The sequence below is a fragment of the Pedococcus sp. 5OH_020 genome, from assembly GCF_027812955.1.
In the GTDB taxonomy this organism is placed as follows: domain Bacteria; phylum Actinomycetota; class Actinomycetes; order Actinomycetales; family Dermatophilaceae; genus Pedococcus.
Map to the genome: position 1 here is coordinate 82,921 of NZ_JAPYZV010000010.1, position 19,414 is coordinate 102,334.

The 19,414-nt window shown below is 70.1% G+C and carries 19 protein-coding genes; 9 read left to right on the top strand and 10 right to left on the bottom strand.

All coding sequences use genetic code 11. From position 1 onward, the window contains the following. Nucleotides 1-15: 15 nt before the first annotated feature. Entirely contained in the window at nucleotides 16-1,842 is a 1,827-nt protein-coding gene (locus tag PHA84_RS17500; protein WP_270889426.1) for a glycoside hydrolase family 15 protein, read from the top strand. After that, a complete protein-coding gene (locus PHA84_RS17505; protein WP_270889427.1) occupies nucleotides 1,839-2,537 on the top strand; it encodes a maleylpyruvate isomerase family mycothiol-dependent enzyme in 699 nt (232 codons plus the stop codon). Before PHA84_RS17500 ends, PHA84_RS17505 begins: the two co-directional genes overlap by 4 nt. A 6-nt stretch (nucleotides 2,538-2,543) precedes the next feature. Here the strand turns inward: PHA84_RS17505 and PHA84_RS17510 are convergent, their stop codons facing one another. From PHA84_RS17510 to PHA84_RS17520, 3 genes are all read right to left on the bottom strand, one after another. Then, nucleotides 2,544-3,236 carry a response regulator transcription factor gene (locus PHA84_RS17510; protein WP_270889428.1) on the bottom strand — a complete coding sequence of 231 codons (693 nt, stop codon included), beginning with the start codon at nucleotides 3,234-3,236 and terminating at the stop codon, nucleotides 2,544-2,546. Between the two features lie 120 nt (nucleotides 3,237-3,356). Next, nucleotides 3,357-4,007: a response regulator transcription factor gene (locus PHA84_RS17515; RefSeq protein WP_270889429.1), complete on the bottom strand. Its 651-nt coding sequence runs from the start codon at nucleotides 4,005-4,007 to the stop codon at nucleotides 3,357-3,359. Then, nucleotides 4,004-4,633: a sensor histidine kinase gene (locus PHA84_RS17520; protein ID WP_270889430.1), complete on the bottom strand. Its 630-nt coding sequence runs from the start codon at nucleotides 4,631-4,633 to the stop codon at nucleotides 4,004-4,006. Before PHA84_RS17520 ends, PHA84_RS17515 begins: the two co-directional genes overlap by 4 nt. Nucleotides 4,634-5,030: 397 nt before the next feature. On the opposite strand from PHA84_RS17520, the gene PHA84_RS17525 reads away from it, so the two are divergent. Continuing rightward, nucleotides 5,031-5,936 carry an EamA family transporter gene (locus tag PHA84_RS17525; RefSeq protein ID WP_270889431.1) on the top strand — a complete coding sequence of 302 codons (906 nt, stop codon included), beginning with the start codon at nucleotides 5,031-5,033 and terminating at the stop codon, nucleotides 5,934-5,936. A 36-nt stretch (nucleotides 5,937-5,972) separates the two neighbouring features. Here the strand turns inward: PHA84_RS17525 and PHA84_RS17530 are convergent, their stop codons facing one another. Then, nucleotides 5,973-6,977 carry a TerC family protein gene (locus PHA84_RS17530; RefSeq protein ID WP_270889432.1) on the bottom strand — a complete coding sequence of 335 codons (1,005 nt, stop codon included), beginning with the start codon at nucleotides 6,975-6,977 and terminating at the stop codon, nucleotides 5,973-5,975. A gap of 296 nt (nucleotides 6,978-7,273) precedes the next feature. On the opposite strand from PHA84_RS17530, the gene PHA84_RS17535 reads away from it, so the two are divergent. Both PHA84_RS17535 and PHA84_RS17540 read left to right on the top strand, forming a co-directional pair. Then, nucleotides 7,274-7,414, top strand: a complete 141-nt coding sequence (locus tag PHA84_RS17535; protein ID WP_270889433.1) for a hypothetical protein — start codon at nucleotides 7,274-7,276, stop codon at nucleotides 7,412-7,414. Next, nucleotides 7,381-7,653, top strand: a complete 273-nt coding sequence (locus PHA84_RS17540; RefSeq protein WP_270889434.1) for a DUF7218 family protein — start codon at nucleotides 7,381-7,383, stop codon at nucleotides 7,651-7,653. The genes PHA84_RS17535 and PHA84_RS17540 overlap by 34 nt, the downstream gene beginning before the upstream one ends. Here the strand turns inward: PHA84_RS17540 and PHA84_RS17545 are convergent. Both PHA84_RS17545 and uvrB read right to left on the bottom strand, forming a co-directional pair. Then, nucleotides 7,650-8,000 carry an MmcQ/YjbR family DNA-binding protein gene (locus tag PHA84_RS17545; protein ID WP_270889435.1) on the bottom strand — a complete coding sequence of 117 codons (351 nt, stop codon included), beginning with the start codon at nucleotides 7,998-8,000 and terminating at the stop codon, nucleotides 7,650-7,652. The genes PHA84_RS17540 and PHA84_RS17545 overlap by 4 nt on opposite strands. 13 nt (nucleotides 8,001-8,013) lie before the next feature. Next, the gene (gene uvrB, locus PHA84_RS17550) at nucleotides 8,014-10,125 is read right to left on the bottom strand and encodes an excinuclease ABC subunit UvrB (protein ID WP_270889436.1); all 2,112 of its coding nucleotides are present in this window, start codon (nucleotides 10,123-10,125) and stop codon (nucleotides 8,014-8,016) included. Nucleotides 10,126-10,249: 124 nt separating this feature from the next. Here uvrB and PHA84_RS17555 point away from each other — a divergent pair, with 124 nt between their 5' ends. Next, entirely contained in the window at nucleotides 10,250-11,461 is a 1,212-nt protein-coding gene (locus PHA84_RS17555) for an MFS transporter (protein ID WP_270889437.1), read from the top strand. Between the two features lie 143 nt (nucleotides 11,462-11,604). On the opposite strand, the gene coaE is transcribed toward PHA84_RS17555, so the two are convergent. The 3 genes from coaE to rpsA form a co-directional block, all read right to left on the bottom strand. Next, the gene (coaE, locus tag PHA84_RS17560; protein WP_270889438.1) at nucleotides 11,605-12,816 is read right to left on the bottom strand and encodes a dephospho-CoA kinase; all 1,212 of its coding nucleotides are present in this window, start codon (nucleotides 12,814-12,816) and stop codon (nucleotides 11,605-11,607) included. Nucleotides 12,817-12,880: 64 nt separating this feature from the next. Next, a complete protein-coding gene (locus PHA84_RS17565; protein ID WP_270889439.1) occupies nucleotides 12,881-13,351 on the bottom strand; it encodes a PPOX class F420-dependent oxidoreductase in 471 nt (156 codons plus the stop codon). A gap of 189 nt (nucleotides 13,352-13,540) precedes the next feature. Next, nucleotides 13,541-15,037 carry a 30S ribosomal protein S1 gene (rpsA, locus tag PHA84_RS17570; protein WP_270889440.1) on the bottom strand — a complete coding sequence of 499 codons (1,497 nt, stop codon included), beginning with the start codon at nucleotides 15,035-15,037 and terminating at the stop codon, nucleotides 13,541-13,543. Nucleotides 15,038-15,202: 165 nt separating this feature from the next. Here rpsA and PHA84_RS17575 point away from each other — a divergent pair, with 165 nt between their 5' ends. From PHA84_RS17575 to PHA84_RS17585, 3 genes are all read left to right on the top strand, one after another. Next, nucleotides 15,203-16,012 carry a class I SAM-dependent methyltransferase gene (locus PHA84_RS17575; RefSeq protein WP_270889441.1) on the top strand — a complete coding sequence of 270 codons (810 nt, stop codon included), beginning with the start codon at nucleotides 15,203-15,205 and terminating at the stop codon, nucleotides 16,010-16,012. 100 nt (nucleotides 16,013-16,112) lie between these two features. Next, complete coding sequence (locus PHA84_RS17580) at nucleotides 16,113-16,361, top strand: SCO4226 family nickel-binding protein (RefSeq protein WP_270889442.1); 249 nt, start codon at nucleotides 16,113-16,115, stop codon at nucleotides 16,359-16,361. A gap of 260 nt (nucleotides 16,362-16,621) precedes the next feature. Next, the gene (locus PHA84_RS17585) at nucleotides 16,622-18,334 is read left to right on the top strand and encodes a hypothetical protein (protein WP_270889443.1); all 1,713 of its coding nucleotides are present in this window, start codon (nucleotides 16,622-16,624) and stop codon (nucleotides 18,332-18,334) included. 20 nt (nucleotides 18,335-18,354) lie between these two features. Here the strand turns inward: PHA84_RS17585 and PHA84_RS17590 are convergent, their stop codons facing one another. Beyond that, nucleotides 18,355-19,335, bottom strand: a complete 981-nt coding sequence (locus tag PHA84_RS17590; RefSeq protein WP_270889444.1) for a DUF3068 domain-containing protein — start codon at nucleotides 19,333-19,335, stop codon at nucleotides 18,355-18,357. Between the last annotated feature and the right edge of the window lie 79 nt (nucleotides 19,336-19,414).

The following is a 19,414-nucleotide window of genomic DNA, read 5'->3' on the forward strand; positions in this document are numbered from 1 at the left end:
CCTACCGTGGGGCCCATGACGCCCCCCGCGAGCACCCCGATCGAGGACTACGCCGTCCTGGGGGACACCGAGACTGCAGCCCTGGTGAGCAGGGGCGGGTCCATCGACTGGCTGTGCCTGCCCCGCTTCGACTCCCCCGCCTGCTTCGCCGCGCTGCTCGGCACGCCGGAGCACGGCCGATGGCTGCTGGGGCCGGCCCAGCCGGCTCGGAGCACGCGGCGCTACGTGGAGCACTCGTTCGTGCTGGAGACGACGCATGAGACCGACACCGGTGTGGTCAAGGTGCTCGACCTCATGCCCATCGCGGACGGTCGTGCGGACATCGTCCGGACCGTGGAGTGCCTCCGGGGACGGGTTAGGATGGTCCACGAGTGGGTCGTCCGCTTCGACTACGGCAAGGTGCGCCCGTGGGTCTCGCACAGCGTCGGGCACCGGCTGGACAGCGACGTCCTGACCGCCGTGGCCGGCCCCGACATGCTCGTGCTGCGCGGGACCAGGCTTCCCCGGGCTCGGGACGGGCGGCACGCCGACGAGTTCGAGATGCGGGCCGGGGACACCCATACCTTCTCGACCACCTGGTTCCCCTCGTACGACGAGGTGCCGCCCCCGCTGGACATCGACTCCCGCATCCGGGAGACGATCACCCTCTCCAACGACTGGGCCGGCCGCTGCACGTACACGGGCCCGTACCGGGACCAGGTCGTGCGCTCCCTGCTCACGCTGCGGATGATGACCCATTCGCGGTTCGGGGGCATCGTCGCGGCGCCGACGACGAGCCTGCCCGAGGACTTCGGCGGCGAGCGGAACTGGGACTACAGGTACTGCTGGCTACGCGACGCCTCGCTGACGCTCGAGGCGCTGCTCGCCTGCGGGTACGTCGGTGAGGCGAGGCTGTGGCGGAACTGGCTGCTGCGAGCGGTGGCGGGCGACCCGGAGGACCTCCAGATCATGTACACGATCGACGGGTCGCGCAGGCTCCCCGAGCGCACTCTCGACCACCTGCCGGGGTATGCCGGGTCCGCACCCGTGCGGATCGGCAACGGCGCCGTGGAGCAGCGCCAGTCGGACGTCCTGGGAGAGGTGATGATCGCCCTCGACGAGGCGCGTCGCCGCGGCCTCGAGATGTCGCCCCAGGCGTGGGCGATGCAGCGCTCCCTGGTGCAGGAGCTCGGTCGTCGCTGGGACGAGCCCGACAACGGCCTGTGGGAGATCCGGGGGCCGCTGCGTCACTTCACCCACTCGCGGGTGATGGTGTGGGCGGCGTTCGACCGGGCCGTCCGTGCCGTGGAGGACTGGGGCCTGGAGGGCCCCGTCGACCGCTGGCGGGAGCTGCGCGAACGGGTCCACGCGGAGATCCTCGAGAAGGGCTTCTCGAAGGAGCGCAACACCTTCACGCAGCACTACGACACGACCGAGGTCGACGCGTCGCTGCTACTCATCCCCATCGTCGGGTTCCTGCCTCCGGAGGACCCGCGGGTCCACGGCACCATCGCGGCGATAGAGGCGGACCTCATGCGGGACGGCTTCCTGCTGCGCTACCGGACCGAGACCGGCGTCGACGGGCTGTCCGGCGACGAGCATCCGTTCCTCGCCTGCTCGTGGTGGCTGGTCAGTGCCTACGCGATGTGCGGCCTGCTCGACAAGGCGCGTCCCCTGATGGACCGCTTGGTGGGGCTGCTCAACGACGTGGGGCTCGTCTCGGAGGAGTACGACCCCGTCGGCCGGCGCATGGTGGGCAACTTCCCGCAGGCCTTCTCCCACCTGACCTTCATCGGCGCGGCGCACGCGATGGCCCAGGCCGAGGCCAAGGGCTCGGCGGACGCCGGGTCCCAGCTGCCATGAGCGGCACGGTGGACGACCTCGCTCTGGTGTCCCGGCATACGGAGCTCCTCCTCGACACGGCGGCGGGGCTGAGCGACCTTTCGGCGGCCTCGTTGTGCCAGGGCTGGACCCGCGGCCACGTGCTCACCCACGTCGCGCGCAACGCGGAGGCGGTAGGCCGCCTCAGTCGATGGGCTCTGACCGGCACGAGACACGAGATGTACCCCGGCGGCAGCACCGCCCGCGATGCCGAGATCGAGGCGGGCGCGGGGCGGGGCACGTCTGAGCAGGTTGAGGACCTCCGTCGCACCGCTGCCGACCTCGAGCCGCTGCTCGCAGCCCTCAGCGGCCCGCGTGCCGTCGAGGAGGTGGAGATGCGGGGTGGCCTTCGGACCAGCGCCGACCGTCTGCCGTTCCTGCGTCTGCGCGAGGTGGTGTACCACCACGTCGACCTGGACGCCGGCTTCGGCTTCGCGGACGTGGAGCCTGACCTGCTCCGCCGGTTCGTCGCCGACGCCGTCGAGCGGCTGGCGGCAGACACGCGGGCGCCGGACCTGCTCGTGCGGTCCGAGGAGGGCGCGGTGTGGTCGACCGGGTCACGGGTGGTCTCGCCGGTGACGGGGCGCTTGGACGGCATCCTCCTCTGGCTCACCCGCCGGGACCCACGAGGAGTCCACTCGGCGGACCCGCTGCCCGAGCTGCCCAAGGGCGCCTGAGACCGATCAGGAGGACGAAGCCGAGGAGACGGTCCGGACGCTGGCGCCGTTGATCCCGGCGCGTCGTGCCACCGCCACGGCTGCCAGCGCCGAGTGCACCTTGAGCTTGTGAAGGATGCTCTGCACGTGGGTCCGTACGGTGTTGGGCGACACGTGGAGCAGGTCCCCGATCTCGGTGCGGCTCATCCCCTCGACCAGACAGCCGAGCACCTCCAGCTCCCGGCTCGTCAGGTCGTCGATGCCCTGGACGTGCTCCAGACCCCTGCCGGTCCCCCGGGACAGTGCCATCAGCACCTCGGCCAGAAGGTCGGCGGGCACTCGAGTCTCACCCCGGACGACGCCACGGACGGCGTCCACCAACGCCGCCGCGGTCACGGTCTTGGGGACCCACCCTCGTACGCCGAGCTGGACCGCCTCCACGAGCTGGTCGTTGCCCTCCAGGCCCGTGGCGACGACGATGGCGACGTCCGGATCCCGGAGCAGGGCCTCCCTGGCCACCGTCAACCCGTCCTCCCCCGCCATACCGAGGTCGAGGACGAGTACGTCGAAGCCGCCACGGTCCACCAGGCGGACTCCCGACGACAGCGTGGTCGCGGTGCCCACCACCTCGAGGTCGGGGTAGTCCCTGAGGCAGACGGCCAACGCGTCGAGGAACACCTCGTGGTCGTCGACCAGGATCACTCGAGTCCGCTCCGGCATGGGCCCACCCTGACCTGCGCGGAACCTCTGAGAAACCGACCCGCGCCCGAGCGGGTGCTACGTCAAACAGGGGAAGGGACCAGGTGCCCGACACGGGCCCTGAGCAGCCGCGACGGCTGCTCAGCGCAGGTGGACCGGCCAGGACTCCTGGGAGCCGTGGGCCGACATCAGCGCCGCAGCCTGCAACCGCGAGTGCACGCCCAGCTTGGTCAGGAGGTTCTGCACATGGGTCCGCGCGGTGCTCCGCTGGACCCCGAGCGAGCCGGCCATCTCCTCGGTGGTCTGGCCCTCCATGATGCAGCGCATGACCTGCCACTCGCGGTCGGTGAGGAACTGCAGGGCCCACAGCGGGTCCTCGGAGGACTTGTGCGGCCGCAGAGCCCGCTGCAGGAGCGACGGCTCCACCGCCAGCTGACCTCGGACCGCCCGGTCCAGCATCTCGACGATCTCGGTGATCGGCTTCTCCTTGCCGACGTAGCCGGACGCGCCCTCGGCGATGGCGCGGCCCACGACGGCGTGGTCGGCCTCCGCGGAGAGCATCACGACCTTGGTGTCGGGCGAGGCCTCGCGCAGCTGGTGGATCGCCGCGACGGAGGTCCCGTCGGGGAAGTTCACGTCGAGCAGGCACACGTCAGGCTGGTGCTCCGCCACGGCCTGCACCGCCTCTTCCGGGTGGCCGGCCAGGGCGACGACCTCGTGGCCTGTTGCCGAGAGCGCCATCCCCAGTGCCTCGAGGAGCAGCCGGTGGTCGTCGCAGACAACGATCCTCATGACGCCACCGACCGCAGCGCCGCAGGAGCGAGACAGATGTCGGCGACCACGCCGCCCTCCCGGGCCGTGTGGATCACGAAGGCGCCGTTGCAGGCCGCGACCATCGCACGGGTGGTGGTCAGTCCCAGCGAGGTACGGGGAGACACCTGGCCCAGCCCCGGGCCGTCGTCCACGACCGTGAGGTGGACCCCGTCAGCGTCCGAGCGGACGCAGACCCTGACATGCCCGCCCTCCCCGGCCGCACGTACTGCGTTGTCGACCACGCAGGCCAGGGCCCGGCTCAGGGCGACCGGCCGGGCCCAGACGTCCGGAGCCGGTTCGGCCTGCACGGTGATCTCGCAGGCGGCGGTGGCGCGGGCACGCTGGACGGCCGCCTCGGCGAGGAGCGTCACGTCCGTCGCCTCGATCTCGTCCGCCGCCGCCTCACTGAGGACGGTGTCGACGAGGTCCGCGAGCCAGCGTGCCTGCCCGGCGATGCCGTCCATCTTCCAGCCCGCGTCGCCACCCTCGGTCCCGGCCAGCAGCAGGATCGCGGCCAGTGGCTGCCGCAGATCGTGCAGGAGTGCCCGCACGGTGTCGATGCTGTGACCAGCGACTTTCCCCTGGTCCTGGAGTACTGCACCCATGTCTTCCCTCACAGACCCGCGGACAGTGGCCGCCACCCCCTGTGTGACCCCGTCGCTCCGCGACCGCTCAAACGTAGGACGTCAAAAAGCGGGCCAGCAATAGTCAATAGGGACTAGCCGCGGTCACCTTCTTCCGCCGGTTCCTCCCGGTTGCCTCCTGTCGGCGGCCGGTGCGTCCCCTGGCATGACGAGAGGTCTGCGGCCACCTGGTACCGAACCGGACTCAGTGGTGCCCATCCCAGGCAGGTGCGGCTCCTCGACGACACTGGTCCGAATGCCTCCTTCAGGAGTCTGGACGAGCATGGCCCGTCGGGGCGGTGGGCCAGCTCATCACCGTCCGCCCCTCCTGACCAGTCGTCGACCACCGCCGCATCCGCGGCTCGTTAGAGTGCCCGCCATGGCCGCGACACGAGGGTGGACGGCACCGCGCTTCCCGGCGCGGCGGTCCTCAGCCTCTCCCCTCCTGCTCGTGGTCGCCGCCGTGGTGTCGGTCCAGTTCGGCGGAGCCCTTGCGGCCACCCTGGTGCCCCGGATCGGGGCCGCCGGCTCGGTGACCCTGCGACTGCTGTTCGCCACGGCGATCCTCTGGGCCTACGCCCGGCCGTCGCTGCGCGGCCACACCCGCCGGGCGTGGCTCACCGTGGTGGCGTTCGGGGTCACTCTGGGCCTGATGAACCTCTGCTTCTACGCCTCGCTCGGCCACCTGCCCATCGGCGTCGCGGTGACGGTCGAGTTCCTCGGACCTCTCACCCTTGCCACGGTGCTGGCTCGGCGGTCGCGGGACCTGGTCGCTGTCCTGGGAGCCGGAGTCGGGGTGCTGCTGATCTCCCGGGCGTTCGAGGTGCCGGTGGAGGACGTCGAATGGTCGGGCCTCGTGCTCGCCGCCCTGGCTGGAGCGTGCTGGGCGGGCTACATCCTGGCGAGTGGCCGAGCCGGCCGCGAGTTCCCCAAGCTGGACGGCCTGGCGCTTGCCATGGCGGTGGCCCTGGTGGTGACCCTTCCACTCGGCGTCCGGGCAGTCCCCCAGTGGACCGGTGAGGCGGTCCTGAAGGGGCTCGGCATCGCCGTCCTGTCCTCCGTGCTGCCCTACTCGCTGGAGCTCGCCGCGCTGCGCCGGCTGAGCGCCCGGGTCTTCGGGATCCTCCTCAGCCTCGAGCCGGCCGTCGCGGCGCTCGCGGGTTTCCTCGTGCTGGGGCAGCGGCTGTCCGGGACCCAGCTCGGCGGCATGGGGCTGGTCGTGCTGGCCAGCGCGCTGGTCATGGGCGCCGGCCAGCAGGCCGACCCGGCCGCGTCAGGAGGCTGAGGGCGTCACGAGCGACGACGATACCGTCGAGGTCGCTCAGGAGGCCGAGGACGGCACCTTGGCGTCCTTGCGTGACCTCCACAGGCTGGCCACCGTCGTGACTCCCAGGATCAGCACGATGGCGCCGAGGGAGACGGAGATGGGGATGTCCGGCGCTGCCGTGACGTGCTGCCCGCCGTTGACGAACGGCAGCTCGTTCTCGTGCAGGGCGTGCAGCACGAGCTTCACGCCGATGAAGGCGAGCAGCACCGCCAGGCCGAGGGTGAGATAGACCAGTTTCTTGAGCAGGCCACCGATGAGGAAGTACAGCTGACGCAGACCCATGAGCGCGAACAGGTTCGCCGTGAGGACGAGGTACGGCTCCTTGGTCAGGCCGTAGATCGCGGGGATCGAGTCGAGGGCGAACAGCAGGTCCGTCGTGCCGAGAGCCATGATGACGATGAACATCGGGGTGGCCAGCCTCCGACCGTTCACCGTGGTGAAGAGCTTCGCCCCGTCATAGCGGTCCGTGGCACGGAACCGGCGCTCCACCCACGCCATGAAGCGGTTCTCCTCGTACTCGTCGTCGTCGCTCTGCCCCTCCTTGGCGAGCTTGACCGCGGTGTAGACCAGGAAGGCGCCGAACAGGTAGAACACCCACGAGAACTGGTTGATCGCCGCCGCGCCCACCGCGATGAAGATGCCGCGCAGCACGATCGCGATGATGATGCCGATGAGCAGGGCCGACTGCTGAAGCTTCTGAGGTACGCCGAACCTGGCCATGATGAGCAGGAAGATGAAGAGGTTGTCGACGCTGAGCGAGTACTCGGTGAGCCAGCCGGCGTAGTACTCGGTCATGAACTTCGCACCGGCCTGGTCGTGGGTGAACCACCAGACTCCCAGTCCGAACAGGACCGCGGCGCCGACGTACAGGACCAGGGCCCCCGAGACCTCTTTCGTGGTGGGCACGTGAGGGCGCCGGGCCACGACGAAGACGTCGAACAGCAGCACAGCGGCCATCAGCCCGATGGTCAGGCACCAGACCCAGGTGGGGACTTCCATCTGACTAGCGGTGGTAGCGGTGAGCACGGTCACGGGGTCCTCCGGTCACGAAGAAGTGGCCGGAGGTCTCTCCCGCCCCTTGACGGTGCGGACCGGCTCCCCGGGCCGGTATGCCGCGCCGCCCAGCAGGCAGCGCCACAGACGACCGTGATGACGAGGACACCGCGTGGGGATACTCCCCTCCGAGTGGTGGCCCCAGTGTCCCAGAAATCCGGCCAGGACCCCAAACCGGCGCACCCGACGACGGGTTGGCCGGCCTTCGACCGGGTAGCTACGCGGTGGAGAGGCACGACCACATGAGCGAGACGTCCACCGATATCTCCACCGATATCTCCACCGACATGTCGACCGACACGGCCACCGGCGAGACCCGCTACTGCACAGAGGAGAGGACTGAACGGCGATGCCCCGACGCAAGGATCCCGGCCCGAGCGTGAAGGACCCCGAGCTCTACGAGAAGCTTCGGGACGAGGGCAACTCCAAGGAGAAGTCGGCGCGTATCGCGAACGCCGCCGCGAGGCAGGGGCGGTCAGCCGTCGGACGGCGCGGTGGCAAGAGCGGGGACTACGACGACTGGACCGTCAAGGACCTACGGCGCAAAGCCGCCGACCTCGACATCCGCGGACGGTCCTCGATGAGCAAGCAGGAGCTCATCTCGGCGCTGCGGAACCACTAGCCCTCCCCCGCAGCGGGCCTCCGGGACTTCGGCAGCTTGCTGACGACCGTGTCGTAGGAGGCGTCCATCGCCTCGCGCAGCTCGTCGTCGGGGATGGCGCCCGCGATGGCCAGCGTGTTCCACCCCGACCGGCCGATGTAGGGCATGACCGAGGCGTCCTGGGGATACTGCAGCAGCCACTCGTCCGCCTCCGCCCGGGTGGCCCCGCACTTCAGCCCGACGGAGGTTGTGCCGAGGAAGGCGAAGATCTTGTCGCTGACCTTGGCGACCTGGTCGTCCTCCCACGGCTGGTCCAGCCACGCACCGGGCTTGGCGAGGCAGTAGTCCCGGACCTCGTCGGGGGTCATGGGCGTCCAGCCGTCATTGCGTAGCCGCCGACATCTGACGGAGCTCCTTCTTCAGGTCGCCGATCTCGTCCCTGAGGCGCGCGGCGAGCTCGAAGTGGAGGTCCGCGGCGGCCTGGTGCATCTGAGCGGAGAGCTCCTGGATGAGGTTGGCCAGGTCGTTCGCGGGGAGGTTGCGCAGCCTGTCGGTGGCGACTCCCGAGTCGGCCTGGAGAGCGCCACGTCCGCCGCGCCCCCCTCCGCCCTTGCCTCGGGACTGCGTCCGGCCTGAGCCCATCAGCGCCTCGGTGTCGGCATCCTCACGCTGGAGGAGGTCCGTGATGTCCGCGATCCTCTTGCGGAGTGGCTGGGGGTCGACGCCTGCCTCCAGGTTGTAGGCGATCTGCTTCTCACGCCGTCTCTGGGTCTCCTCGATGGCCTCCTGCATCGAGGGGGTGACCTTGTCCGCGTACATGTGGACCTGCCCTGACACGTTGCGCGCAGCCCGGCCGATCGTCTGGATCAGCGACCTCGCCGACCGCAGGAAGCCCTCCTTGTCGGCATCGAGGATGCTGACGAGCGAGACCTCCGGGAGGTCCAGCCCCTCGCGTAGCAGGTTGATCCCGACCAGCACGTCGTACTCCCCCAAGCGGAGCTCTCGGAGCAACTCCACCCGGCGCAGCGTGTCCACCTCGCTGTGCAGGTACCGGACACGGACGCCCTTGTCGAGGAGGTAGTCGGTGAGGTCCTCGGCCATCTTCTTCGTCAGCGTGGTGACAAGCACGCGCTCGTCGCGCTTGGTCCGCTCACCGATCTCGTGGAGCAGGTCGTCGATCTGTCCCTTGGTGGGCTTGAGGATCACCTCAGGGTCGACCAGGCCGGTCGGACGGATGATCTGTTCCACGACGCCGGTGCTCTGGGCCAGCTCGTAGGGCCCCGGGGTGGCCGACAGGTAGATCGTCTGGTCGATACGGTCGAGGAACTCCTCCCAGCGCAACGGCCGGTTGTCCATCGCCGAAGGCAGCCGGAACCCGTGGTCGACGAGCATCCGCTTTCGCGACATGTCCCCCTCGTACATCGCGCCGATCTGCGGGACGGTGACGTGGGACTCGTCGATCACGAGGAGGAAGTCCTCGGGGAAGTAGTCGAGCAGGGTGTTGGGGGCCGATCCGCGGGCCCGTCCGTCGATGTGCATGGAGTAGTTCTCGATCCCCGAGCAGGAGCCGACCTGCCGCATCATCTCCACGTCGTACGTCGTCCGCATCCGCAGGCGTTGGGCCTCCAGCAGCTTGCCCTGCTTCTCGAAGGCGGCCAGCTGGTCGGCCAGCTCGAGCTCGATGCCGCGGATGGCGCGCTCCATGCGCTCGGGCCCGGCGACATAGTGCGTGGCCGGGAAGACGTACATCTCCTCCTCCTCGCGCATCACCTCGCCGCTGATGGGGTGGAGCGTGTAGATGCGCTCGATCTCGTCTCCGAAGAACTCGATGCGGACGGCCAGCTCCTCGTACACCGGGATGATCTCCACCGTGTCGCCCCGCACTCGGAACGTCCCGCGCGTGAAGGCCAGGTCGTTGCGGGTGTACTGCATCTGGACGAAACGGCGCAGCAGCTCGTCCCGGTCGACCTCCATCCCGACCCGGAGCCGGGCCATCCGGTCGACGTACTCCTGTGGGGTGCCCAGGCCGTAGATGCAGGAGACCGACGCCACGACGACGACGTCGCGGCGGGTGAGCAGGGAGTTGGTCGCGCTGTGGCGCAGGCGCTCGACCTCGTCGTTGATCGAGGAGTCCTTCTCGATGTAGGTGTCCGTCTGCGGGATGTACGCCTCGGGCTGGTAGTAGTCGTAGTACGACACGAAGTACTCGACGGCGTTGTGCGGAAGCAGCTCTCGGAACTCGTTGGCCAGCTGGGCAGCGAGGGTCTTGTTCGGCGCCATGACCAGTGTCGGACGTTGCACCTGCTCGACGAGCCAGGCGGTGGTGGCCGACTTGCCCGTGCCGGTTGCGCCCAGGAGGACGGTGTTCTTCTCTCCTGCCTTGACCCGCCGGGCGAGCTCAGCGATCGCCGCAGGCTGGTCGCCGGCGGGCTGGAAGTCGGAGACCACTTGGAAGGGTGCCACCGTGCGCTGGAGGTCGGTCGTGGGACGCATGGGTAAACCGTAAGCCTGCGCACCGACAGTCGAGTCACCGCAGGCGGAGCTCCTGTCCGCGAGGCGTCTCACCATGCGGTGAGACGCGCATGCCATCGCCCGCCGGCTCGCCTTGACTGGCGCCGTGCCCTCCACCCAGCTCGTCGCCGAGGTCGGGACCACCCGCCGCTGGCTCATGCTGGCCGCCAGCACGGCGGCGCAGGCCGCGGCGGCAGTGGCGATGCACGGCCCCGCGTTCCTCATCCCGGTGCTGCACGGCCGCGAGGGGCTCACCCTGCCGGAGGCGGGGATGGTCGCCGCCGCTCCCATGCTCGGCGTGATGCTGACCCTGGTCGCCTGGGGAGCAGTGGTGGACCGGTACGGCGAGCGGCTGGCGCTGCTCGCGGGCCTGTCGCTGACGGCTGCCGCGGGCCTGGTCAGCACCCTGGCCCACGGACCGCTGCGGCTCGGTGCGGCCCTCCTGCTCGCCGGCGCCGCCGCGGCCGCCGCGAACGCGGCCAGCGGTCGCGTCGTCGTCGGGTGGTTCCCCGCGCATCGGCGGGGCTTGGCGATGGGTATCCGCCAGATGGCCCAGCCCCTGGGGGTCGGCTTGGCGGCGGTCACCATGGCGGTCCTGGCCCAGCGGCATGGTGTCGCTGTGGCGTTGTGGGTCCCTACGCTGGCCGCAGCCGGCGCCGCAGGTCTCGTCGCACTGGTGGTGGTCGACCCTCCCCGCCCGGCACGTCCCATAGGCGCGCCGTCCAGCGACGCGACGGCCAGGAGCCCCTACCGGCAGGACCGCTACCTGGCGCGGATCCACGGGGTCTCAATGCTGCTCGTGGTCCCCCAGTTCGTGGTCTGGACCTACGCGCTGGCGTGGCTGGTCAGCGACCGGCGCTGGTCGGCCGGGGCCGCGGGACTCGTGGTGGCTCTGACCCAGCTGCTCGGCGCTGCCGGCCGGCTCGGGGTCGGACAGGTCTCGGACATGGTCCGCAGCCGCATGCGTCCGCTGCGATGGGTGGCTGTCGCGGCAGTGGCGACAATGGTCCTGCTCGGGCTGGCGGCGCGCCTGAAGCTTCCGGTCGCGGTCGCACTCATGGTGCTGGCCAGCGCCGTGACGGTGGCCGACAACGGTCTGGCGTTCACCGCCGTCGCGGAGCGCGCCCGAGCATTCTGGTCGGGCCGCGCGCTGGGCGTCCAGAACACCGGTCAGTTCCTGGTGGCCGCCGCCGTCCCACCCGGGGCCGGGCTGGTGGTCGCGGTGGGGGGCTACGCCGCCGCGTTCGCGGCCGCGGCGGTGTTCGCCGCCGCCGCGGTCCCGCTCATCCCCGTCAGCCAGGAGGAGCCTCCTGGCTGAGCGCCGCCCCCGGCATCGCCACACCTCCACCGACCAGCGCCGGTGCTGTCCACCTCCGGGTCAGCGCTGTGCGTTCGTTGGCCGACGAGGCTGGCGGGTCTGGTTCCTCGCCGACGCGGTACACGCTGCGTGGTGTGCGGCGGTCAGCCATCCGCCCGCGCCAAGCCATCCGCCGGGGCCCAGCCCGTCTCGCGCGCCCAGGCCTCAGCGCGGGGGTGGACCGAGTCGAACCACGGCTCCTTGGCCGCGGCGTACTCGGCGGTCGTGGCGCCAGCCGAGGCGAGGCGGCGCTTCTCTGCCTCGTAGTCGCGTCTGGCCGCCGGGTCCGCGCGCATCCAGTCGCGAAACATGAGCGCCCAGCGCCAGCCGGGGCTGCCGACCTCGCGAACGTGGACGTGGGTGACGCGGCCCGGATCGGCGTTGCCGTGCATCCGCTTGGGCCACAGGCCTTCGGAGCCCCGGTCGAAGTCCGCGTACACCCCTTGCGCGCGCGGGAAGCCGGCGGCGTCGAGACGGGCGCGGACCGTCTCATCGTCCGCGGCGTCCAGAGTCCTCACTCCGACCTGAAGGTCGACCACGTCCTTGGAGAGCAGCCCCGGGACTGCGGTACTGCCGACGTGGTCGCCGGTGACCATCGCGGTCCCGAACGCGAGCCGAAGCCGCGCGAGCAGCCGCTGCGCCGCGGCGGCCCATCCCGGGTCGCTCGGCACCAGGACGAGCGCCTCGGGTGGTCTGGAGCGGACCCCGTGGCGGACGTTGTGCTCGAAAGGAACGAGTCGCTCGTGCCAGAGACGCTCGACGCTGGGCGCAAGGTCCTCGCGACGGCCCTCGTTGTCGAGCCAGACGTCCGCGGCGCGACGACGCTCCTCGTCGGTGGCCTGGGCCGCGATGCGGCTCCGGGCGTCGGTCTCGGTCATGCCACGACTGTGCATGAGGCGCTTCACGCGAAGGTCCGCTCCAGCCCCCACGACCACGACGAGGTGGTACGCGGCGCCCATCGCCTTCTCGACGAGGAGCGGTACGTCGTGCACTGTGACCGCATCATGCGGCGCCGCAGCGAGGAGCTCCTTGGTGCGGCGGGCGATCAGCGGGTGCGTGATGCCCTCGAGGTCCCGCCGAGCGCCCACGTCCGAGAACACCAGGGCACCGAGGGCGGCGCGGTTCAACACGCCGTCGTCGTCCAGGACGCCGTCCCCGAACCGCCGGACGACGGCGTCCAGGCCCTCACTCCCCGTCGCGACGACCTCGCGCGCCAGGAGGTCGGCGTCGATGACCACTGCACCGAGCTCACGGAGCCGGTGCGCCACCGTCGACTTGCCGGACCCGATGCCTCCGGAGAGGCCGACGCGCAGCATGCGTCCGACCCTACCGGTGGGAGCTTGCGGGCGGCCCGATCGCCGGCATCAGCTCTCGTCGGTATCAGCGCTGGTCGGCCAGCCGCGCGGGGAAGCCACCGGTGGCGACAGGCCCCCAGCGAGTGGGCGTGACGCGGAGCAGCGACTTGTCCTGCTCGACCATGGCCCGGCGGTACTCCTCCCAGTCGGGGTGCTCACCCGCGATGTTCCGGAAGTACTCCACGAGCGGCTCCACCGACTCGGGGACGTCCAGGACCTCGCAGTCTCCGTCGACCTGGACCCATGCCCCACCGAAGTCGTCCGACAGCACGACGACGCTCACCTGGGGCCGCTTACGGGCGTTGAGGCTCTTGGCGCGCTCCCGGTAGCTGGAGATGACCAGGCGTCCACTGTCGTCCACCCCACCGGTTACAGGTGACGCCTGCGGGCGCCCGTCGGCCCGGGTCGTGATGAGCACCATCTGGTGCCGGGGCCGGACGAACTCGAGCAGGCCCTCGAGGTCCACGGAGGTGTTCGTGGCGATGGTGCGTGGCATCTGCACATCCAACGCCGCACGCGCCGTCGGGCGCAAACCCTGGACCTCCCCTCTCCTGAAGAGGCGCAAGGCAGGCAGTGAGGTATGCGCTCAGGGACGCGGTCAGGGACGCGGAGAGGCCCGGTCCCAGAGGGGACCGGGCCTCTCGGCGCCTTCAGCGTCCGACCCCGCGGGGCCGGCCGGTTCGGCTCAGTTGCCGGTGAGCTTCTCGCGCAGCGCAGCGAGCGCCTCGTCGGAGGCCAAGGTGCCCTCCGAGGCGGCTGCCGCGGGGCGACCGCCCGGCTGGTCGTCGGAAGCCGACGAGCCGGAGTCCGAGGAGTACGACGTCGCGGTGCCGGAGCCGGAGGCCGCCTCGGCGTCGGCGCGGGTGGCCTCCTCGACCTGAGCCTTGTGGGCCTCCCAGCGAGAGTGGGCCTCCGCGTACTGCTTCTCCCACTTCTCGCGCTGCGCCTCGTAGCCCTCGAGCCACTCGTTGGTCTCGGGGTCGAAGCCCTCGGGGTACTTGTAGTTGCCCTGCTCGTCGTACTCCGCGGCCATGCCGTAGAGCGTCGGGTCGAACTCGGCGACCGGGGCGCTGTCGTCGTTCGCCTGCTTCAGCGACAACGAGATCCGGCGACGCTCGAGGTCGATGTCGATCACCTTGACGAAGATGTCGGCACCGACGGTGACGACCTGCTCCGGGAGCTCGACGTGTCGTTCGGCCAGCTCGGAGATGTGGACCAGACCCTCGATGCCGTCGTCCACGCGGACGAACGCACCGAACGGGACCAGCTTGGTGACCTTGCCCGGCACGACCTGGCCGATCGCGTGGGTGCGGGCGAAGTGCTGCCACGGGTCTTCCTGGGTCGCCTTGAGCGACAGCGACACGCGCTCGCGGTCCATGTCGACGTCCAGCACCTCGACGGTGACCTCCTGGCCCACCTCGACGACCTCGGACGGGTGGTCGATGTGCTTCCAGGACAGCTCGGACACGTGCACCAGGCCGTCGACACCACCGAGGTCCACGAACGCGCCGAAGTTGACGATCGAGGACACGACGCCGGAGCGGACCTGCCCCTTCTGGAGCTCCTTGAGGAACGTGGTGCGGACCTCGGACTGCGTCTGCTCCAGCCACGCCCGACGCGACAGGACCACGTTGTTGCGGTTCTTGTCGAGCTCGATGATCTTGGCCTCGATCTCCTTGCCCACATAGGGCTGGAGGTCGCGCACGCGTCGCATCTCGACGAGGGAGGCCGGCAGGAAGCCGCGCAGGCCGATGTCGAGGATGAGGCCGCCCTTGACGACCTCGATGACGGTGCCCGTGACGACCCCGTCCTCCTCCTTGATCTTCTCGATCGTGCCCCAGGCGCGCTCGTACTGCGCGCGCTTCTTGGACAGGATCAGGCGGCCTTCCTTGTCCTCCTTCTGGAGGACCAGGGCCTCGACCTCGTCGCCCACGCTGACGACCTCGGACGGGTCGACGTCGTGCTTGATGGAGAGCTCGCGCGAGGGGATGACGCCCTCGGTCTTGTAGCCGATGTCGAGCAGGACCTCGTCCCGGTCGACCTTGACGATGCGACCTTCCACGATGTCGCCGTCGTTGAAGTCCTTGATGGTCGCGTCGATCGCGGCAAGGAGGTCTTCCTCAGAGCCAATGTCGTTGATGGCGATCTGAGGGGCGGTCTTTTCGACCGTGCTGGCAGTCATGTAGTAGGAACTCCGATGGTGGACAGTGAATAAGAGGGTGTGTGTTGTGGGCCCGCCGTCGTGGTGCGAGAGAGTCACGCAGACACGGCGAGGCGCGCACACGAGAGTGCCTGTCCACCTTACCGAGAGCGTCCCCACGGGGTCAAAACACGAAAGGTATGCCGCGTGAGCGACTTTGCGCAGGTCAGCCGAAGGGAGGCCGGTCCGGAGGAGACGGCCGCGGCCAACCGGTCCTGGTGGGATGCCGAGGCGGTCGAGTACTACGCCGAGCACGGGCAGTTCCTCGGTGATGCGGAGCTGGTGTGGGGACCGGAGGGCTGGCGGGAGTCCGAGCTCGGGCTCCTGGGCGACGTGCGCGCCAGACGCGTCCTGGAGGTCGGCGCCGGAGCGGGACAGGGCGCGCGGTGGGTGGCGGCCCGGGGTGGGCAGGTGGTCGGCTCGGACCTGTCGGCCGGGATGGTCCGTCAAGGTCTGGACCTCAACCGAAGGGTGAGCCGTCCGGAGTGCGTCGTCCCCTTCGCCCAGTGCGACGCCACGGCCCTGCCTTTCGGGGAGGGCAGCTTCGACGTCGTGTTCACGGCGTACGGGGCGGTCCCCTTCGTGGCGGACTCGGCGCTGCTGATGCAGGAGGTGGCCCGGGTCCTGCGGCCGGGCGGCCGGTTCGTCTTCTCGACCACCCATCCCTTCCGCTGGGCCTTCCCGGACGACCCGGGCCAGAACGGGCTCACCGTGACGCAGTCGTACTTCGACAGGACGCCATACGTGGAGGCCGACCCCGACGGCGAGGCGACGTACGTGGAGCACCACCGGACGATCGGGGACCGGGTCCGGGAGCTGGTCAGCGCGGGGCTGGTCCTGGTGGACCTCGTCGAGCCGGAGTGGCCGGAGCGGAACGAGCAGAGCTGGGGCGGCTGGTCACCGCTACGGGGGCGCCTGTTCCCCGGCACGGCCATCTTCGTGTGTGTCCGGGCCTGAGCTGGACCCGAGCTACGCAGGGCGACGGAGGCGACCTCCTGTGGGGCGGCGGATCATGAGCCCTGACCGAGACCCCGCGGGGGCCCAGAAAGGGAGTTCGATGCCGAAGTTCATGGATGTTCACGAGGGGTTCCACGGTGCGACCCAGGAGCAGCTGGCCGAAGCCCATCAGCGGGACCTGGACACCGAGGGGCAGGACGGCGTGCACTTCGAGCACGCCTGGCTGGACCCCGAGTCAGGCAAGGTGTTCTGCCTGTCGACAGCCCCCGACAAGGAGGCCGTGATGCGGGTGCACGAGCGGTCCGGCCACCCGACCGACCAGGTGTTCGAGCTGCCCGTGGAGGCTTGACCAGGGGGCAGCAGCCTGCAGGAGCCCCGGTAGGCTCGTCGTCCGACGGCGGACGCGGGTGACGCCCGGACCGGAGGGCTGCTCTGACTACTGGGGGCGAGCCGTACGAGGACGCGGAGCTCTCGTCCTACCTCCCGTTCAGGACGTGGCTCGCGGCGCAGCCTGGCCGCTCCGTCCACTGTGCTGCGGCATGCCTGCTGCTTTTCCAGGCGCTGGTACGTGGGTACGTCAAGCTCGACGGCTGGTTCCTGGCCGACGACATGCTGTTCATCGGGCGTGCCGAGCACCTTCCACTGCTCAGCCGCGAGTACCTCCTCGCGCCCTGGAACGGCCATCTCATGCCGGGGTCCTTCGCCGTGGTGCGCCTGCTCGACCAGCTATGGCCCGTGAGCTACGTCCCTGTGGCCATCGTGGACCTGAGCCTTCAGCTGGTCGCGGGAGTGCTGGCCTACCGGTTGCTCGTCGCCCTCTTCGGTGCCCGTGCCGCGATCCTCGTGCCGCTGTCGATGTTCCTCTTCTCTCCCGTCACCCTGCCCGCGTTCCTGTGGTGGGCCGCCGCACTCAACCAGCTCCCCGGACAGGTCGCCATGATCGGCGTCCTGCTGCTGCAGGTGCGCTACCACCGACTGGGAAGGACGCGTGACGGCGTCGCAGGGGCCATGGTTCTGGCAACCGGTCTGCTGTTCTCGGAGAAGCTCCTGCTCGTGCTGCCCGTCGTGTTCGCCCTCACGCTGTTGTTCCTCTCCTCTGGACGACCGCCGGCCAGGGTGCGGTACGCGGTGAGGAGCAGCTGGCGCGTCTGGCTCGCCCACCTGGCTGTCGTCGTGCCGTACTGCGTCTACTACCTCTCGCACGTCCCCAGCCCGGTCACCAGGACGCCGAAGGGCGAGGTCGTCCTGCGGACCGCGTGGACAGCGCTGACCAAGGCCGTCCTGCCGGGGCTGTTGGGCGGACCATGGCGGTGGCAGCAGGTCGGCGTCGGCGCGATAGCCGACCCGGTCGAGGCCGTCGTCGTGGTGAGCACCGTGGCAGCGGGGCTGCTTGTGGTCGTCTCGGTGCTCCGCCGTCGCCGTGCCGTGTTCGGCTGGGCGGTCGTCGCGGGGTACTGGCTGTCCACGGCACTTCTGCTGGGCGTCACGCGGGCCCCGTATGTCGGACCGGTCATCGGCGCCGAGTACCGCTACAGCACGGAGGTCTGCATCGTCGTCGCCGTGTTCGGCACTGCGGCGTTCCTGCCCCTGCACGGCCCCTTCCGGCGTGGTCAGGCGCAGCGACTGGCGCCCCGGCGCCGAGGGCGCCGCCCTATGGCCGCCAGCAGGCAGCCCCTCGCAGCCGGAGCGCTCTGCGTGGCGGTCGTCGGGGCGTCACTGGTCTCGACGTACCAGTTCGACCGCTTCTGGCGTCAGAACCAGGCCGCGTCGTACTTCGCGAGGGCACGAAGCGACCTGGCGACGGCCCACCGTCCTCTGACGCTGGTGGAGATGCCGCTCCCGCCGAAGGTCCAGCAGGGCTTTCTCGGGTCCTTCGTCCACACGTCGACGGTGATGTCGGCGTTCGAGCCGAGACCACGCTTCCTCACCGCCGGCAGGTCGGCCGACGAGCTCTACATGCCCGACGACACGGGCCATCTGCGACGGGTCGCCGTAGAGGGCTTCCCGAACCGGAAGGGGCGCTCGCACGGATGCGGCTGGAGGGTCGAGCGGCAGCCGGTCTCCATCCCGCTGACCCGGCCGACCCTGCCGTGGCGGTGGACCGCCCGCGTCGGCTACCTGGCGAGCGAGGACGCGACCGCGACCGTGCGTGTCGGATCGGTGACCTCGATGGTCCGGATCCGCCGGGGCGTCAACACGCTGTTCGTCCTCGGCGAGGGCGTCGTCGACAGCGTCGACCTGACCGGGCTCAGCCGAGGGGCGCTGTGCACTGACGACGTCACGGTGGGCTCACCCCGCGCCGTCCCGTACTCCCATCCGTGACGTGCGGAAGGGGCCTCGGATCACAGCCGGGCGCGTGCCCGACGCTCGTCCGCGCCGCGGGCCAGGAAGATCCCGAAGCCGGCAAGGATGATCCCCAGGAGCAGAGCCGCCAGGGGCACGATCATGGTGATCCCGGTGATCGACTTGATGCCGTCGCGCGCGAGTCCGGCCTGCAGCCTGTCCGCCGCCTGGGTGAAGGCCAGCGTGCCCTTGAGCGCAGTCTTGCCGGCCAACGCCGGGTCACGCATGTCCGAGCCGGGCTCCGTGGTCGCCAGACCGGTCAGCCGCTGGTCGATCTGCTCCTGGCCGTGGATGATGACGCCGGTCCTCGGCTCCACCCACAGGGTGCGCACGTTGCTGTAGAGCGAGGGAAAGATGCCCGAGGTCATCGCCGGAGCATCGGTGATCGTCTGGACGAACTTGTAGACCTCCAGGCCCTCCCGCTTCTCGACGCCCTTGAACTCGATCGGCCAGGCGTGCTTGGACACGGTGTCGAAGTACTGGTAGTCCGTCTTGCCGGTGAACATCGGGAACTTGTAGCCCAGACCCCTGTGAGCCACCGGCTCGCCGTCCACGGAGGCCTTGCACTCCTGCGCCCCCGACTCGCCGCACTTCCTGCCCGTCACGGCATACCCGGAGACCCGGTCGAACGCGATGCGGTCCTGGTAGTTGGCCACGATCCGGTCGTCGTCACGCAGGCACCCCGGGTGCTGGTTGTCGTCGTCCCGTGTCAGGCACAGCGTCTCGTCGTACACCGCCACGTCATGGTTTCCCGCCGCGACGTCGCCGCGCAGGTGCCGCGTGATGTCGACGGTGATGGGAACGACGCCTCCCGCCTTCGCGTCGAGGTACTGGAAGCCGGTACCGCCCGCCTTCAGCGTCACGTTGATGTCCAGGGGCGCGCGGACCAGGGCTGGGGCGACCGCGAACCTCACCACGGGCGCCATCACCAGGAGGAGGACGCCCAGTCCGAACAGGACCAAGCCCAGCGAGCGCTTCACGCGTGCAGCCTTTCAGCAGGGTGCCGTCACGCGAGTCGTCGACGGCGGTGTCCACAGGTGTTCGGCAAAACGTACCAGG

Coding starts and splice junctions, on each gene's coding strand:
- PHA84_RS17500 (WP_270889426.1), top strand. CDS start 16: ATGACGCCCCCCGCGAGCACCCCGATCGAGGACTACGCCGTCCTGGGG.
- PHA84_RS17585 (WP_270889443.1), top strand. CDS start 16,622: ATGCTGTTCATCGGGCGTGCCGAGCACCTTCCACTGCTCAGCCGCGAG.
- PHA84_RS17565 (WP_270889439.1), bottom strand. CDS start 13,351: ATGCCACGCACCATCGCCACGAACACCTCCGTGGACCTCGAGGGCCTG.
- PHA84_RS17525 (WP_270889431.1), top strand. CDS start 5,031: ATGGCCGCGACACGAGGGTGGACGGCACCGCGCTTCCCGGCGCGGCGG.
- PHA84_RS17540 (WP_270889434.1), top strand. CDS start 7,381: ATGCCCCGACGCAAGGATCCCGGCCCGAGCGTGAAGGACCCCGAGCTC.
- PHA84_RS17535 (WP_270889433.1), top strand. CDS start 7,274: ATGAGCGAGACGTCCACCGATATCTCCACCGATATCTCCACCGACATG.
- uvrB (WP_270889436.1), bottom strand. CDS start 10,125: ATGCGTCCCACGACCGACCTCCAGCGCACGGTGGCACCCTTCCAAGTG.
- PHA84_RS17545 (WP_270889435.1), bottom strand. CDS start 8,000: ATGACCCCCGACGAGGTCCGGGACTACTGCCTCGCCAAGCCCGGTGCG.
- coaE (WP_270889438.1), bottom strand. CDS start 12,816: ATGCTGCGCGTCGGCCTCTCCGGAGGCATCGGGTCCGGCAAGTCGACG.
- rpsA (WP_270889440.1), bottom strand. CDS start 15,037: ATGACTGCCAGCACGGTCGAAAAGACCGCCCCTCAGATCGCCATCAAC.
- PHA84_RS17530 (WP_270889432.1), bottom strand. CDS start 6,977: ATGGAAGTCCCCACCTGGGTCTGGTGCCTGACCATCGGGCTGATGGCC.
- PHA84_RS17580 (WP_270889442.1), top strand. CDS start 16,113: ATGCCGAAGTTCATGGATGTTCACGAGGGGTTCCACGGTGCGACCCAG.
- PHA84_RS17520 (WP_270889430.1), bottom strand. CDS start 4,633: ATGGGTGCAGTACTCCAGGACCAGGGGAAAGTCGCTGGTCACAGCATC.
- PHA84_RS17515 (WP_270889429.1), bottom strand. CDS start 4,007: ATGAGGATCGTTGTCTGCGACGACCACCGGCTGCTCCTCGAGGCACTG.
- PHA84_RS17505 (WP_270889427.1), top strand. CDS start 1,839: ATGAGCGGCACGGTGGACGACCTCGCTCTGGTGTCCCGGCATACGGAG.
- PHA84_RS17510 (WP_270889428.1), bottom strand. CDS start 3,236: ATGCCGGAGCGGACTCGAGTGATCCTGGTCGACGACCACGAGGTGTTC.